Source organism: Streptomyces sp. V3I8 (assembly GCF_030817535.1).
Taxonomy (GTDB): Bacteria; Actinomycetota; Actinomycetes; order Streptomycetales; family Streptomycetaceae; genus Streptomyces.
This window is the reverse complement of sequence record NZ_JAUSZL010000002.1, coordinates 6,030,918-6,044,657: the sequence shown is the minus strand read 5'-3', so window position 1 is coordinate 6,044,657 and position 13,740 is coordinate 6,030,918. Positions and strand designations below refer to the sequence as shown.

Sequence of the window (13,740 nt, the reverse complement as noted above, 5' to 3'; positions counted from 1 at the left end):
GAGCCCGGAGCCGGACCTGAACCCGGCCCCGGAATCGAAGCCGGAGCCGAACCCGAGCCCGGGGTCAGAATCGGAGCCGGACCTGGAGTCGAAGCCGAAATCGGACCCCGCCTTGGGACCGAACCAAGCCCTGGACCCGGACCCGGACCCGGACCCAGATCCGGAGCCCAGGGCTTGATGAGGCCGCAGGACCACTCGGCTCGCGACTGAGCCCTGCCCCGTAACTGCCCCGCAACCGGCCCGTGGTCGGCCCCGACCGAGGGCCAGGGGGCTAGAGGGCCAGAGGGCTAGGCCCCGGCCCCCCGCTCCTCCCGGATCTGCGCGACCACGCCGCTGACGGTGCCCCGGACGGCCTCCAGCTCGGTCAGGAAGTGCCAGTAGTCCGGGTGCCGTCCCTCCAGCGTGCCGATCGCGCGCTCCAGGCGGGCCACCGAATCGTCGAGGGGACGCGCCTGGCGGGGGTCCGGGGTGTTGCGGCCGGCCATGGCGAGGCGCTGCGCGTCCCGGATGGCGAACCGCGTGCGCTCGATCTCCCGCTCGGGGTCCTTCGACACCTCGTTCAGCCGGCGCAGCCGGTCACCGGCCGCGGACACCGCCTCGTCGGTGGTGTTCAGCAGCGCGCGCACGGTGGACAGCAGCGCGGTCGCGTCCGCCCAGCGCTGCTCCTCGCGGGCGGTCCGCGCCTCCGCCAGCTTCCGCTCGGCCTGCCGGACGGCTTCGGCGGCCTGGTCGGGCACGTGCTGGAGGTCCTGCCAGCACGCGGCCACGAAGCGCCGCCGCAATTCGCTGAGTATCGGGTCCACCTGCTCCGCGCGGGTGGTGAGCGCCTGCGCGCGCGTACGCAGCGAGACGAGGCGCCGGTCGATCTCGGTGGCCCGCTCCGGCAGCCGCTCGGCCTCCGCGCGCACGGCCCCGGCGTCCCGGGCGACCCGGTCGGCCCGCTCCAGGGTCTCCGGCACACCGTGCTGCCCGGCGCCCTGGTTCAGCTTGGTCAGCTCGGGGGCGAGCGCGGCGAGGCGCGCGGCCAGGTCGTCGGCCTTGAGCCCCGATCCCCGTACGGCGTCCAGGGCGTTCGACGCGGCGAGCAGGGACTGGCGGGCGCGCTCGACGGCGGGGGCGAGCCGGGCGAGCTGGGTCTCGGCCTTGCCGAGGAGCGGGCCGAGCCCCTGTTCGAACCGGTCGAGCTCCTGCTTGACGCGGGTCAGCTCGTCCTTCGCCCTGGTCAGCTCCGTGCGCGCGTGGGCGGCGACGGAGGCTTCCAGGTCGTCGCGGTCGAGGTCGTGGGCGTCGACCGCGCTGATGTAGATGCGGCTGACCTCGTCGATACGGCGGCCGAGCGCCTCGAAGTCGGCGACCGCGCGGCGGGCGGCCGGGGAGTCGTCGACCGCGGTGATGGTCTCGATCGAGATACGCAGATCGCGCTGCGCCGTGTCGAGTTCGTAGAACGCGGCCGCCGCGGCGTCCTTCGCGGCCTGCGCCTCGGCCCGCTGGCTCTCGGAACGCCCGCCGAACCACCGCCGGGTGCCGCCGCCGGCGAAGGCGGCGGGGAGGGCGAGCGCGAGCAACGGGAGCGGCAGCAGGACGAGCCCCAGCAGATCACGACCGGCACGGCGAGGCGCATGAGATGCATGCTGCGCACATGGCACAACCGGTGTGTACGGCTGCGAAGGTGTCGCCGTCACGTCCCTCTCCCGTGCTGTGATCCGTCCCGCCCCGGTGGTCCCGTCTCATTCTCCCACCAGGTAGGACGAACACACGGGCCGGTTAGTTCGCGGTACGCACCGTGACTTTCCCGTCCTGGGTGTGGGCGGACACCACATGTGAGCTGCCCTCGTCGCGGGGCACCGACACATCCACGGAGCCGTCCTGGGCGCCGGTGGTCACCCGGTAGCTGGCGTCCGGCAGCCCGATGGTGAGCGAGCCGTCCTGCCCGTGCGCCGAGACCCGGTCCGGAACGGACGCGAATTCGAGCCGGGCCGAACCGTCCTCGGTCTTCACGTCGACCTGCCGGGACTCGATACCGCTCGCGTGCACGGAGCCGTCGGCGGTACGCAGGGTCAGGGCCCCGGAGACATCCTGGACACGTACGGAACCGTCACTGGCCCGGATGTCGAGCCCCTCCTTGAAACCGGTGGCCCGCACGCTCCCGTCCTGGTCCTTCACGGCGAGGGCCACGCCACGCGGCACGACGATCCGATGCTTGGCCGAACAGTCGGCGACGACCCCGGAGCAGGTCACCCGCAGTTTCAGGGTGTCCCCCTCCATGCTCCAGGTCGTCTTCGGATCCTTGCCGATCGTCACATGCGCCTTGAACCACCGGGTGACCTGGACCTCGTCCACGTCCCCCACGACCAGTTCGAGCGCCGAGTCGTCGGAGTCGACGGTCAGCGTCTTCCCACTGAACGCGAAGGACCGCTTCTCGGGCGAGGTGTCCTCATCCGCACTGGCACACCCACTGACAAGCACCCCCACGGTGACAACCCCGACCCCGAAGAACCCGAAAGCCCTCCGCCGCCTCCGCTCCAGCCGCTGCCCCTGAAAACCACTCATGACGACACTCCCCCAGATTCGAAGGCCCACGGCTCCACGCTGCGCCGGGGACACACCTCGACCGTACGGATCAGACCTCCGCAGGGGGATCCGGACCACTCCCGGATACGGGGTGGGGTAAACCCCCGCATCCCCACACCCCCGCCGATCACCGGGAACGGGTTTGCGGGGCACCGCCCCGGGCAATGTAGGCTGTCGACTCGTCCCGGGCGCGTAGCTCAGGGGTAGAGCGCCGCCCTTACAAGGCGGATGTCGGCGGTTCGAAACCGTCCGCGCCCACCAGCCCCAGGACACGACAAAGGCCCAGGCCGACCGGCACACATCCGGACGCCTGGGCCTTGATCATTCCCACCGCCTTCTCACCACGATGCCACTCACGCGCCAGAAGAATCCCGCGGGAACGCTCCACTCTCCTGATCTACCCATCAACACAGTCGGCGACCTCGTGATCACGACAACCGACAAAGCGCCCACAACCAACACGACCCACACAACAGGCGTAGCCCTGCACCTACTCCTACGAGCAGGTTGCCCAACACTGATGACCAAATCCAATCAGGAAGCGCGGTAGAACTTTCCCTACTCCATCAAGTCCCGCGCACGGCGTGGGCGCGCGCCCACGGGTAGATAGCCGGTCTGATGAGTGGCGATCACCGCACGAACGCAGCCGCAGTTACAGACGTGCCTCCGGCGGGGGCGCTCCGACTCCGGGATGGAGGGGGCGCCGTTCGCGAGTGCCGGCCGAGTGGGGCGTGCGCGGGGTGCTCCCACCCCGACCACCGCCGACCAGGCAGAGCCGAGCGGGCGTGGGTCGACGGCGGACGGGATGGGAGCTGAGGAGAGTGGTGGGCTGAGGTGCAGTCAGGAGCCCGGAACGCGAGGGGGCGTGTCATAACCAGCGGGGGCGTTCTGCGCATTGACCCATCGCTGGATGCGCAAGCAGAGCCATATGAACGTCCCTATGCCCAACCCTAGGAGGGCGGAGTCAAGGCGGTAGGTCGGATCAGTGAAAGCCGAAAGGGCCCAGCCAACTGACATCCCGACAAGCATTGCGACGCCCATGGCGCATACCAGCGGATGCCGGATCGCCCATAGCTCGAACCGCGATGGAGGTTGACCACTACCAAGCGTCCGCTCAAACCTCAGGACAGCACGTTTGAGCGCGTCCATAGACCCCACCTCGCCCTCCCCGCCCCCTGATCACCGTTCGGCGCAGGCAGACGACGGAAGATTACTCATCCGGGAACGGGAAGAACCAGGCCTTCCGGTAACCGACGAGGAACAGTCCAGACGCATCGATCACCACCGGAGCACCGGCAGTCATGCGCACTCGGGCCTTGCCCCAAGGCCCCCCGGAAGAGGGGGAGATTTTGTCTCTAGCGATCACATGGACATTGGGCAGTCACGGCTGGGCGAGCGTCAAAGTGGCTGATGATCATGGTGAGGCAGAGGCCATTGCTTCCTACATCACTGACGCGCCCGAGGCGTTTCTTTACGCCGTTGCCCGGCTCGTCCTCGGTGACGAGGACACACGCGCCGAGTCGGAGGGAGAACCACAGGTCTACCGGTGGTTCTTCCGCAGAGACGGATCCGTGGTCAATATCCGCCTGGTCCTGGCTGACGACGCCCAAGCTCCGGACAGCTCAGGGGTAGTTCTCTGGTCAGGCCGCCACACCGTTACGGCACTCGCACGGTCAGCCGTCCGGGCCTTCGACCGAATCGACTACAAGCAGGGCGAAGAAGCCTACGAGTCTAAATGGGGCCGGCCGTTCCCCCGAACCGAACTCGAAGCTCTGCGAACCGCAATGCGGTCACACCAGAAAGCCACATCAGCCAACGGCACCGCCTCCGAGGCGGGCCGATGAGCGGGATCCTGGGCCGTCCCTGGGCCGTCCGAGGCTGCTCAACAGTGGCCAATGACGACCAACGGCGACCACCAGACGCGCGAGTCCACCGCCCCGGACCGGCAAAAAACCGGCTCACCGATATCCCCGGCAAGACCCAGGGCAAGAAGAAGTAAGCCCGCGTCCGCAGGCCCCTGTCCGCGGTTCTTCCGTCGGCAGGGGGCCTGTCGCTGTGCCAGAACTCCCAGGGCGCGCGTCTTGTCTAGGTGTTGTCTCCGTGCCCGGCATGTCCCTGACTGGTTGGCACGGGAGCGACCGGCCGGACCGCGGTGAAGTCCTGGAACTCGTAGCGGGTGGCGGAGAGCAACAGCAGCCACTCGTCGCAGCCCTGCCACGGAGAGAGGTCGCCGGCTCCTCCGCGCACCACCCGCGGTCCGTCCCCGGTGCGAGGGCGCGCATTCACCGGCGCGTCCTTGAAATGCGGGATCCATACGTCGGCGCAGATTTCGTTGGCCGACCCCATCGCCGCCAGCCCGAAGGCCTTCTCAGCCACGGCAGTGCTTTCTTCATCAGCGAAGTAGTCGAGCACCTGGTCCTCGTCCGGCCTCCCCTCCCCTCGGAAGGTCAGAGTGGTTGTACCCGCCCGGGCCGCGTACTCCCACTCCGCCTCGCTGGACAGTCGGAAGGGCAACGTCCCAAGCAGGTCGTCCAAGTCGTCCTCGAGCCGGGCCGTGCTCGAATCCGAGTCGGCGAAGCTGTCCTCGTACTCAGGCAGCCAGTGCCGTACTTGCGTCACCGTGAGCAGATGCCGGGCTATCAGGAACGGCTCGACCCGCACTTCCCGCACAGGCCGGGCCTGGACCGCACCGGCGAAGAACGCTTCAAGGTCGTCATCGGCGCCGTCGGCCCGCTCAACGGCACGAACCGCGTCCAGTTCCGCGTCGGACAGGCCCATCCGGAACGTCCCACCAGGCACAGCCCGGAAGACCACTCCGGAAGGGGTGTGCCGCCAAGCCGGTCGGCCGGCCACGATCTCTTGAGCCCACATGGTGCGGACACTAGGGCGTGTGTCGGAAGTGATCTAGGTTGGCTGAGGTGAGTGGGCGGGGGCGGAGTTATCGATATGTCGGACCGATCGAGCTGAAGGCTGCGGTCCGGTCGGGTGACGGCGGGCGTCGGATCGGCTCGGCAGCTGACTTCGGTGGCTGGATCATGGAGCAATCGGCAGCGGAGCGGGCTGAACCGTTCACCTTCGTCGTCGGCACGGACGGTGTGCTTCGGCTGGCGCCGCGGCGAAGCGAGCATGTGGCCTGTGCCGGCGGAGGCATGGTTCTGAGTTCCGGCGAGATCAGCTTTATGCGCGAGGCAGACCGGTGGACCGTGAGCGAGATCAGCAACCAGTCCACCGGGTACTGTCCGGACATCGACTCCTGGGCAGAGGTTGCTCGTGCCCTGGACACTGTAGGGCTCCGGCGGCCCTGCAGCTTCACCCACGAGGTGGTATTCCGGCGGTGCCCTGACTGCCAGGAGCACAACATCGTGCGCGAAGATGACTTCTTCTGCGTCTTCTGCGGCAGCGATCTGCCCGCGGCGTGGAACGTGGATCCCACCGCGTGACGGCCAAGGGTCACAGCCACTCACTGATGGCAGCGACGAGGACGGTCGCCTCGAAGCGGACGGCGAGCTTGTCGTAGCGCGTGGCGACAGCGCGGTGTCTCTTGAGGCGGTTGATCCCGCACTCCACCGCATGACGCTCGCGGTAGTCGACCAGGTCGAAATGCGGTGGCCGGCCACCGCGGGAGCCGAGCTTTTGGCGGTTGCGTGCCTGGTCTGCCTTATCCGGGATGGTGCAGCGGATCTTCCGGCGGCGCAGGTAGGCTCGGTTTTTTTGGGGGGGGGGAGGCATAGGCCTTGTCGGCCCGCACGCGGTTGGGGCGGACGCATGGCCGGCCTGGCCCGATGCGGGGCATGCGGACCTTCTCCAGGACCGGTTCGAACTGCGGCGAGTCCCCGCGTTGTCCTGCCGTGATCACGATCGCCATGGGCTTTTGACCCTGCTCGACGGCCAGGTGGAGCTTGGTGGTGAACCCACCGCGCGACCGTCCCAGCCGGTGATCACGGGGCTCGGTGAAGACGCCGCCTGGTGGTTCCTTCTGCAGGTCACCCCGTTTCCGGGCCCCGGCCGCGTGCTGAGGGGCGCGGCACACCGTGGAGTCGACGCCCAGGTCCCACACGATCGCACCCTTCGCGTCGGCCAGGGACTGGAGCCGGGTGAGGATCCGGTGCCAGGTGCCGTTCCGCTGCCACCTGCGGAACAGATCGTAGACCCGGTTCCACGGTCCGCACTCAACGGGGACGTCCCGCCACGGCACACCGGTCCGCACCCGGAACCGTATGCCGTCGATGAGCCGCCGCCGAGACCAGACGGGCGGTCGGCCCGCCTTCGCACCCTTCGGCAACAACGGCTCCAGCACCGCCCACTGCTCGTCCGTGAGATCTCCCCGACCCATGAACCGTGATCATCCACAGCCCAAGATCCACTTTCGACACACGGCCTAGGGCCTTTTGGGTGCAGGGGCGCGAGGGTGCCGGTGTGCTTCAGGTCTGGTGGTAACGGGATGCCAGATGGGGGGCCTGGGATTCGAACGCGGTCAGGGTCGCGGTGAACGCCGATTCGAGGACGGTGCGGTCCTCGACGCCCGGGGCGATGACGACCTCGCCGAGTTCGATGCCCGCCAGGGCCGCCGTTACGACGTCGTCCGCCGACATGCGGGGGATGGCCGACAGGTCCATTCCCTGGACCTCGTGGAACTCCGTGGCCACCACGCCGGGGCAGACGACGTGTGCCGTCACGGCCGTTCCCTCCAGCTCGGCGTGCAGGGTCTGCGTCATCGTGACCGTGTGGGCCAGGCTGCCCGCGTACACCGCGCGGCCCGCCTTCTGTGTCGCGGGGCCCGAGAAGGCGAGCATGCCTGCGACGTTCACGATCGTGCCCTTGTCGCGCGCGAGCATGCCGGGCAGGGCCGCGCGGGTCAGCAGGGTCGGTGCGGCGACCTTGACGTTCACCAGTTCGCGCGCCTTCGCGGCGGGGAGCTGGTCCAGCGGCATGTAGTGCGCGACGCCGGCGTTGTTCACGAGCGTCTTCAGCGGGCGGTTCGCGCACAGCTCGGCCACCGCGTCGATGCCCTCGTCCGTGGACAGGTCGGCGGTGACGACCTCCACCTCGGTGGGCAGCGTGGCCGCGAGCTCTTCGAGCCGTTCCCGCCGGCGCGCGACCAGGATCAGGTCGTGGCCGTCCTTCGACAGGCGTTCCGCGAACGCCCTGCCGATTCCCGACGACGCGCCGGTGATGAGGGTGAGGTTGCGGGTGGGGGGAGGGGTGGGGGCAGTCTGCGGTGTCATGTGTGTTCTGTTCCTTCTTCGTCCAGCTCTTGTTCTCGGAGCGGGGTCGGCATGCGCCGTGCCTCTTCGAGCTTCCGGGGTTTCGGGGAGCGCCGCTCGCCGGGCCCTGAACCACCGTCCGTCCTTGCGCCCGGTGCTGCCAGGGCCCCCTTCAGACAGGGGGCCGGCAGGACCCCTGTCACGTACGGGATTCGGCTCGCCCTGCCGGAAACCGGCCGGCGGAACCGGCGGAGCTGACGAAACCGGCGAAACCGGTGATTCCTCCTGGTCGGCGCTGGCGGGACCGTCTTCCCGGGCGGATGCTGGGAGTGCGGACGCCCTCCGCTCGCACCCGAGCCCGTACCCAAGGAGGCGGTCATGGCCTCGCATGTCACGCATGCCCTGCGTACGACGTCCAAGCGGCAGCGGATCAAGCTCGACGAGCACCTGCCGGTCGACCACCGTCTCAGCCGGTTCTACCGGATCGGCGCCGGGCTCATGGGGCTCGTGCTGCTCGTCTTCGGCATTCTGGGTCTGATCGACAAGGTCGGCTTCTTCGACACCGGCGGTGACACCGTCACCGGACTCAGCACCAACGGCGCGCTCAGCGTGCTCTCCCTCTGCGTCGGGCTGCTGCTCCTGGCCGGCATGGTGATCGGCGGCAACGTCGCCTCGACCATCAACATGATCCTCGGGGTCCTGTTCATCCTCAGCGGCTTCGTGAACCTCGCCCTGCTCGACACCGACCTCAACTTCCTCGCCTTCCGCATCCCGAACGTGTTGTTCAGCTTCGTGGTCGGCGTACTGCTGATGTTCTTCGGGATGTACGGACGGGTCGGCTCGGCCCTGCCGCACGACAACCCGTACTGGCGCTCCCGCCACCCGGAACAGTCCGCCTACGAGCAGCGCGCGAAGGCGGGGGCCGAGCTGCGCGCGAAGGCCCGGGCTCAGGGCACCCGTTCCGCCCCGGCGCATCTGGGAGAGGACCGTTCAGCCCGCTAACCTGAGCGCATGCCTCGCTATGAGTACCGCTGCCGCACCTGCGGAGACACCTTCGAGAAGAGCCGTCCGATGGCCGAGTCGTCCGCACCCGCGGCCTGCCCCGCCGGTCATGACGACACGGTGAAGCTGCTGTCGGCGGTGGCGGTCGGCGGCTCCGCCGCGTCGTCCGCGGCCGCGCCCCGCTCCGGCGGTGGGGGCGGAGGCGGGGGTGGCTGCTGCGGCGGGGGCTGCTGCAGCTGATCTCCGCGCGCAGGCCCAAGTTCAAGCCCGGGCCTGAGCCCGAACCCGGGCCCAGGCCCGGCTTCAGTCTGGCTTCAGCTTCGGTTCTCTAGCGTCGGGCGGGTGACCGACACCAGCGCACCGCAGTGGATCAACGGCCTGATGGACACGCTCGGCGCCCCGGGCGCGGGCATCGCCATCGCCCTGGAGAACCTCTTCCCACCCCTGCCGAGCGAGGTGATCCTGCCGCTGGCGGGATTCGCGGCGAGCACCGGGCAGATGAACCTGTACGCCGCGCTGCTGTGGACGACCGCCGGTTCGGTCATCGGCGCGCTCGCGCTGTACGGCGTGGGGGCGCTGCTCGGCCGCGACCGTACGGTGGCCGTCGCGGCGCGGTTGCCGCTGGTCAAGGTGTCGGACATCGAGAAGACGGAGGCGTGGTTCTCCCGGCACGGCACCAAGGCCGTGTTCTTCGGACGGATGATCCCCATCTTCCGGAGCCTGATCTCGGTGCCCGCGGGCGTCGAACGGATGCCCCTGCCCGTCTTCCTCGGTCTGACCACGCTGGGCAGCGCCATCTGGAACACCGTCTTCGTCCTCGCCGGCTACCTGCTCGGCGAGAACTGGGCCGACGTCACCACCTACGTGACCGCGTACTCGAAGGTCGTCCTGGTCGTCGCGGCGCTCGCCCTGCTGGTCTTCGTCGGCGTACGACTGTCCAGGCCGGGTCGCGGCGGCCGACGGCGAGGGGAGGAGAAGTCAGGGACGAGGGCTGGGGCAGAGCCGGGGTCGGGCGACCGTTCCGAAACCGTGCCCGAGTCCACCGGTGCCGGAACCGGCACCGGATCCGGCCCCGGCGGCGACCGGCGCCCTCCCCGCGGCTGATCACCGCCCGCCGGTCGCCCCGCCCTCAAGACCCGCCACGCCCTACCGCGCCTGCACCCGGACCCGAACCCCGTCCAGGAACTCCCGCAGGATCCGCTCGCCCGCGATCACGCCCCGTTCCGGGAGCGCGGTGATCCCCTGGGCCGTCCATCCCGCCTCGGCCAGTTCGCCGTGGCCCGGGCGCCAGCCGCGGTCCGCGGCCAGCAGCAGGTCGGCGTCGAGAAGGGAGTCGCCCGCCGCGAGGGTGAGCGTCGCACCCGTGCGGCGGGCGACCTCACGCATGGCGGCGCTCTTGGTGAGCGGCTTCGGCACGGCGTAGATCTTGCGGCCCTGGACGGAGACGGTCCAGCCGCGCTGCTCCGCCCACACGGCCAGTTCCTTCACCCACTCGCCGGGGAGCAGGTCCCGCTCGACGACGAAGTACACGAAGAGGTCCTCGGCGACCCGCTGCTTGCGTACCCAGGCCGGGTCCGCGACGGCCGCCATGTGCGTGCGCACCTCGTCCAGCGGGGCGCACTCGCGGGCCAGCCGTTCGGTCACCCCGGCGTGCCAGTCGGGGTCGGAGACGCCGTCGACGAGGAGGTGCCCGCCGTTGGCGCAGATGGCGTACCGCGAGGCGGGGCCGGGGAGCCGGATGCGATGGTACTGCTCGCGGGTACGGGTCGTGGTCGGGACGAAGTCCGCCACCCCGCCCAGCTCGGTGAGCAGCCCGGCCGCGGTCTCGGTGACGTACGACAGCGGCTTGCTCCCGTACACCTCGACGCACAGCAGCCGGGGCGCCTCGGCGTCGGGCCCGGTCAGCGCGAGTGCGTTGGCGGAGTAGATGAGCGTCCGGTCGAGGTCGCTGGCGACCAGCACCCGGGGAGCGGAGGCGGGGATCGGGACGGGGGCGGAGGCGGAGGCGGAGGCGGGGGCGGGATCCGGCATCAGACCGTCACCGCCCGGCCGTCGGCGCCGGTCGCGCCGCGCGTGTACTTGGGGTGGATCAGCCCGACGCAGGTGTACGGGAGGTCGGCGACCTCCTCGACGGGTACGCCGCGCTGTTCGGCGAGCAGGCGTACGTGGTCGAGGTCGGCGCCCGCCCCGGCGCGGGCGAGGATCTTCCAGGGGACGCGGCGCAGCAGCACCCGGGTCGCCTCGCCGACGCCCGGCTTCACCAGGTTGACGTCGTGGATGCCGTACTCGTCGCTGATCCGCTCGACCGCCGCCCAGCCCTCCCAGGTCGGGGTGCGGTCGGTGGAGAGCAGTTCCTTGACCCGGTCGTCCACCGCGTCGCCGACCTCGTCGAAGCGGGCGGAGATCGCGTCCAGGAACTCGACGGAGACGTCCACGTCGGCGAGTTCGCGGTAGAACTTCGCCCCGTGGTAATCGTGCTCCCCCACCAGGTCGGCGCGGAGCACCGTACGCGAAATGAGCCCGGAGACGGTGGAGTTGAGGCAGGCGGACGGGATGAGGAAGTCCTCGCGGGTGCCGTACGTGCGCACGCAGGAACCGGGGTCGGCGAGGACCGCTATCTCCGGGTCGAAGCCGCCGACGCCGTCGGATGCCTCGAACTCCCGCAGGGCCTGAGCCAGTTCGCGGGTGATGGCCCCCTTGCCGGTCCAGCCGTCCACGAAGACGACGTCGGCCGGGTCGTGGTGGGCGGCCAGCCAGCGCAGCGCGTTGGCGTCGATGCCGCGGCCCCGCACGATGGAGACGGCGTAGTGCGGCAGGTCGAGGCCGTGGCGGTGCCGGGCCCAGCGCCGCATCAGGACGCCGACGGGGGTGCCGGCGCGGGCCAGAGAGACGAGCACGGGACGCGGTGAGCGCTCCGCCAGCACGGTCTCGGTGACCGCTCCCACGGCCAGTGCGATACGGGCCGCCGAATCGGCGAGCGCGCTGCGGAACAGCTCCTGGTACTGCGGGCTCGGCTGGTACTCCACCGGCAGCGACTCGGCGTAGTGGGCGCCGCCGGCCTGGATGGCCTCCTCGCGTTCCTCGGTCGGTGCCTCCAGCCGGGTGTCCGAGAGGTCCTGCAGCAGCCAGCCGACCTCGTCCGGCGCGTACGAGGAGAAGTCGGGGCCACGGAGGGGCTCGGGCAGCATCAAAGGCCTTTCAGCAGGTACGGCGGGTGTAGCGAGTGTCGTGGGTGTGGCGGGTACATACGAGGGGACGACGGCGAGCAGCACGCTCCGCGTGTGGGCGGCGAGCTGCGCCAGCAGGCCGCCGGGTGCGTGCAGTTCGGGGGTGTCGGCGACGGAGTCGACCACGGCGACGACCGCGTCGAAGCCGGCGCCGGCCACGTTGTAGGCGTACCGCTCGCCGGGGCCGTCGGCCGGGTCGTCATGGGCCGGGAAGACCAGCCGGGTGCGGATCGCGTAGCCGGGGTCGTCGACGGCCAGGACGGGTGAGCGGGTGGTCGTGGAGCAGCGGACCTCGGCGTCGGTCAGTTTCTCCAGCGCGACCCCGAGCCGCAGCGGCGCGTACATCAGCTCCTCGAAGCCGAGTACGAGGACGCGGCCGCGGCGGGCGGAGGGCGGGAGCGCCGCGGATATTCGGGCCGCCATGGCGGGCAGCGCGGCCTCCAGACGGGTGCGGTGCTCCGGCGTGAAGCCGTGCCGGCCGCCGTCGGCGAGACCCTGCGGCCAGCCGAGGTCCACCCGGACGATCGTGCCGGGCTCCGGAAGCGGTGCGGGGGCGACGGCCGCTGCCCCGTCCTCGGCCGTTCCCCCGCCCCCGGCAGCTGTCCCGCCCCCGGTGGCTGTCCCGCCCCCGGCGACTGCCGCAAGCCCGGTGGCTGTCCCGTCCGCGGCGACTGCCGCGAGCCCGGCGGCTGTCCCGTCCGCGGCGACTGCCGCGAGCCCGGCGGCTGTCCCGTCCGCGGCGACTGCCGCGAGCCCGGCGGCTGTCCCGCCCCCGGCGGCTTCCGTGAGCCCGGCGGCTGTCCCGTCCGCGGCGACTGCCGCAAGCCCGGCGGCCCGTTCGCCCTCGGCGGCCCGCTCGTGCTCGGCGACCAGTGCCTGCCCCTTCTCCAGTACGCCCTCGGGCAGCCGTACCGTGCCGGAGGCGGCCGTCACGAGGTCCACGGTCGCGTCGATCTCGCGGGCGAAGTCCGCCAGCCGGCCGAGGTCGGCGGCCGAGCGCATGTCGACCAGGGCGACGATGACGTACCGGTCGCGCGGATAGCGTTCGTGCAGGTCACGGATGGTGTTGAGGATCGTGTTGCCGGTGGAGAACTCGTCGTCGACGAGGACGAGCGGGCCGTCGGTGGCCAGCAGGCCGGGGTCCTCCGGGAGCAGCAGGTGCGAGGTGGCGTGCGAGTGGGACTCCTCGAAGCCGCCCGCGGTCGCGACGCCCTCGACCGGGCGCCGGGTCGAGTGGAGGCAGGGGGCGAGGCCCACGCCGTCCGCGACCGAGTGGCCGAGCCCGGTGGCCGTCTCGGCGTATCCGAGGACGACGGCCCGGCCCGCCGCCTCCTCGCCGAGCAGGGCGCGCACGCGCAGGCCGAGCGCGAACCCGTACCCGTACACGACGGCGGGCGACTGCGGTACGTGCTTGCCGAGCACGTTCGACACGAGCAGGTGCGCGCGCTTGGGGTTGCGCCGCAGCGCGAGCCCCAGCAGTTCCCCGAGCCCCTCGTCCCCGACGAGTTCGACGCCGAGCCGCGCGGCGACCCAGCTCCCGGACCAGACCTCGCCCGCGGACGCGCCGTCCGCCGGGCCGCCCCGCGCTCCGGTCCGGGCCGGCGCCCCGGTGCCGGGACGGAAACCCGTCGCGGACCAGACGCCGGACCCGTCGTTCACGACCTTGTTCATGGATTCCTTGTGTGTCAGCCGAGCCGGGGATGGGTGCCGGGCACAGGTGTGCGGCGGGTGCAGGT

The 13,740-nt window shown here is 70.7% G+C and carries 11 protein-coding genes, 1 tRNA gene and 1 pseudogene; 6 read left to right on the top strand and 7 right to left on the bottom strand.

What is annotated here, in order from left to right:
- Positions 1–287: 287 nt before the first annotated feature.
- Entirely contained in the window at positions 288–1,682 is a 1,395-nt protein-coding gene (locus QFZ75_RS26810) for a hypothetical protein (protein WP_307540860.1), read from the bottom strand.
- A gap of 82 nt (positions 1,683–1,764) precedes the next feature.
- Positions 1,765–2,550, bottom strand: a complete 786-nt coding sequence (locus QFZ75_RS26805; protein ID WP_307540859.1) for a DUF4097 family beta strand repeat-containing protein — start codon at positions 2,548–2,550, stop codon at positions 1,765–1,767.
- Between the two features lie 207 nt (positions 2,551–2,757).
- Between QFZ75_RS26805 and QFZ75_RS26800 the strand changes: the two genes are divergently transcribed.
- Both QFZ75_RS26800 and QFZ75_RS26795 read left to right on the top strand, forming a co-directional pair.
- Positions 2,758–2,832: transfer RNA gene (locus tag QFZ75_RS26800), tRNA-Val, on the top strand.
- A 1,142-nt stretch (positions 2,833–3,974) separates the two neighbouring features.
- Positions 3,975–4,415, top strand: coding sequence for a hypothetical protein (locus QFZ75_RS26795; RefSeq protein ID WP_307540858.1), 441 nt, complete (start codon positions 3,975–3,977; stop codon positions 4,413–4,415).
- Between the two features lie 241 nt (positions 4,416–4,656).
- Here QFZ75_RS26795 and QFZ75_RS26790 read toward each other — a convergent pair whose 3' ends face one another.
- Positions 4,657–5,349 (bottom strand): SUMF1/EgtB/PvdO family nonheme iron enzyme, encoded by a 693-nt coding sequence (locus QFZ75_RS26790; RefSeq protein ID WP_307540856.1) that lies wholly within the window; start codon positions 5,347–5,349, stop codon positions 4,657–4,659.
- 140 nt (positions 5,350–5,489) lie between these two features.
- Here QFZ75_RS26790 and QFZ75_RS26785 point away from each other — a divergent pair, with 140 nt between their 5' ends.
- Positions 5,490–6,011 (top strand): hypothetical protein, encoded by a 522-nt coding sequence (locus QFZ75_RS26785; RefSeq protein ID WP_307540854.1) that lies wholly within the window; start codon positions 5,490–5,492, stop codon positions 6,009–6,011.
- A 10-nt stretch (positions 6,012–6,021) separates the two neighbouring features.
- Here QFZ75_RS26785 and QFZ75_RS26780 read toward each other — a convergent pair.
- Positions 6,022–6,904, bottom strand: a pseudogene (locus QFZ75_RS26780) (IS5 family transposase).
- Positions 6,905–6,992: 88 nt separating this feature from the next.
- Positions 6,993–7,796 carry an SDR family oxidoreductase gene (locus QFZ75_RS26775; protein ID WP_307540852.1) on the bottom strand — a complete coding sequence of 268 codons (804 nt, stop codon included), beginning with the start codon at positions 7,794–7,796 and terminating at the stop codon, positions 6,993–6,995.
- Positions 7,797–8,153: 357 nt separating this feature from the next.
- Between QFZ75_RS26775 and QFZ75_RS26770 the strand changes: the two genes are divergently transcribed.
- The 3 genes from QFZ75_RS26770 to QFZ75_RS26760 all read left to right on the top strand — a co-directional run bounded on the left by QFZ75_RS26770 (position 8,154) and on the right by QFZ75_RS26760 (position 9,881).
- On the top strand, positions 8,154–8,777 hold the full coding sequence (locus QFZ75_RS26770) for a DUF4383 domain-containing protein (protein WP_307540850.1): 624 nt from the start codon (positions 8,154–8,156) through the stop codon (positions 8,775–8,777).
- Positions 8,778–8,786: 9 nt separating this feature from the next.
- Positions 8,787–9,017 carry a zinc ribbon domain-containing protein gene (locus QFZ75_RS26765; protein WP_307540849.1) on the top strand — a complete coding sequence of 77 codons (231 nt, stop codon included), beginning with the start codon at positions 8,787–8,789 and terminating at the stop codon, positions 9,015–9,017.
- 141 nt (positions 9,018–9,158) lie between these two features.
- A complete protein-coding gene (locus QFZ75_RS26760) occupies positions 9,159–9,881 on the top strand; it encodes a DedA family protein (protein WP_307544802.1) in 723 nt (240 codons plus the stop codon).
- Positions 9,882–9,923: 42 nt separating this feature from the next.
- Here the strand turns inward: QFZ75_RS26760 and QFZ75_RS26755 are convergent, their stop codons facing one another.
- Together QFZ75_RS26755 and QFZ75_RS26750 are read right to left on the bottom strand one after the other, a co-directional pair.
- Positions 9,924–10,808: an HAD family hydrolase gene (locus QFZ75_RS26755; RefSeq protein ID WP_307540847.1), complete on the bottom strand. Its 885-nt coding sequence runs from the start codon at positions 10,806–10,808 to the stop codon at positions 9,924–9,926.
- The gene (locus tag QFZ75_RS26750; protein ID WP_307540845.1) at positions 10,808–13,675 is read right to left on the bottom strand and encodes a phosphoribosyltransferase; all 2,868 of its coding nucleotides are present in this window, start codon (positions 13,673–13,675) and stop codon (positions 10,808–10,810) included. The genes QFZ75_RS26755 and QFZ75_RS26750 overlap by 1 nt, the downstream gene beginning before the upstream one ends.
- Positions 13,676–13,740 lie beyond the last annotated feature (65 nt).

Bases quoted from the DNA above. Each gene is read 5' to 3' on its own strand.
- QFZ75_RS26765 (WP_307540849.1), top strand. From the start codon at position 8,787: ATGCCTCGCTATGAGTACCGCTGCCGCACCTGCGGAGACACCTTCGAG.
- QFZ75_RS26750 (WP_307540845.1), bottom strand. From the start codon at position 13,675: ATGAACAAGGTCGTGAACGACGGGTCCGGCGTCTGGTCCGCGACGGGT.
- QFZ75_RS26755 (WP_307540847.1), bottom strand. From the start codon at position 10,808: ATGCCGGATCCCGCCCCCGCCTCCGCCTCCGCCTCCGCCCCCGTCCCG.
- QFZ75_RS26775 (WP_307540852.1), bottom strand. From the start codon at position 7,796: ATGACACCGCAGACTGCCCCCACCCCTCCCCCCACCCGCAACCTCACC.
- QFZ75_RS26760 (WP_307544802.1), top strand. From the start codon at position 9,159: ATGGACACGCTCGGCGCCCCGGGCGCGGGCATCGCCATCGCCCTGGAG.
- QFZ75_RS26805 (WP_307540859.1), bottom strand. From the start codon at position 2,550: ATGAGTGGTTTTCAGGGGCAGCGGCTGGAGCGGAGGCGGCGGAGGGCT.
- QFZ75_RS26770 (WP_307540850.1), top strand. From the start codon at position 8,154: ATGGCCTCGCATGTCACGCATGCCCTGCGTACGACGTCCAAGCGGCAG.
- QFZ75_RS26790 (WP_307540856.1), bottom strand. From the start codon at position 5,349: ATGGGCCTGTCCGACGCGGAACTGGACGCGGTTCGTGCCGTTGAGCGG.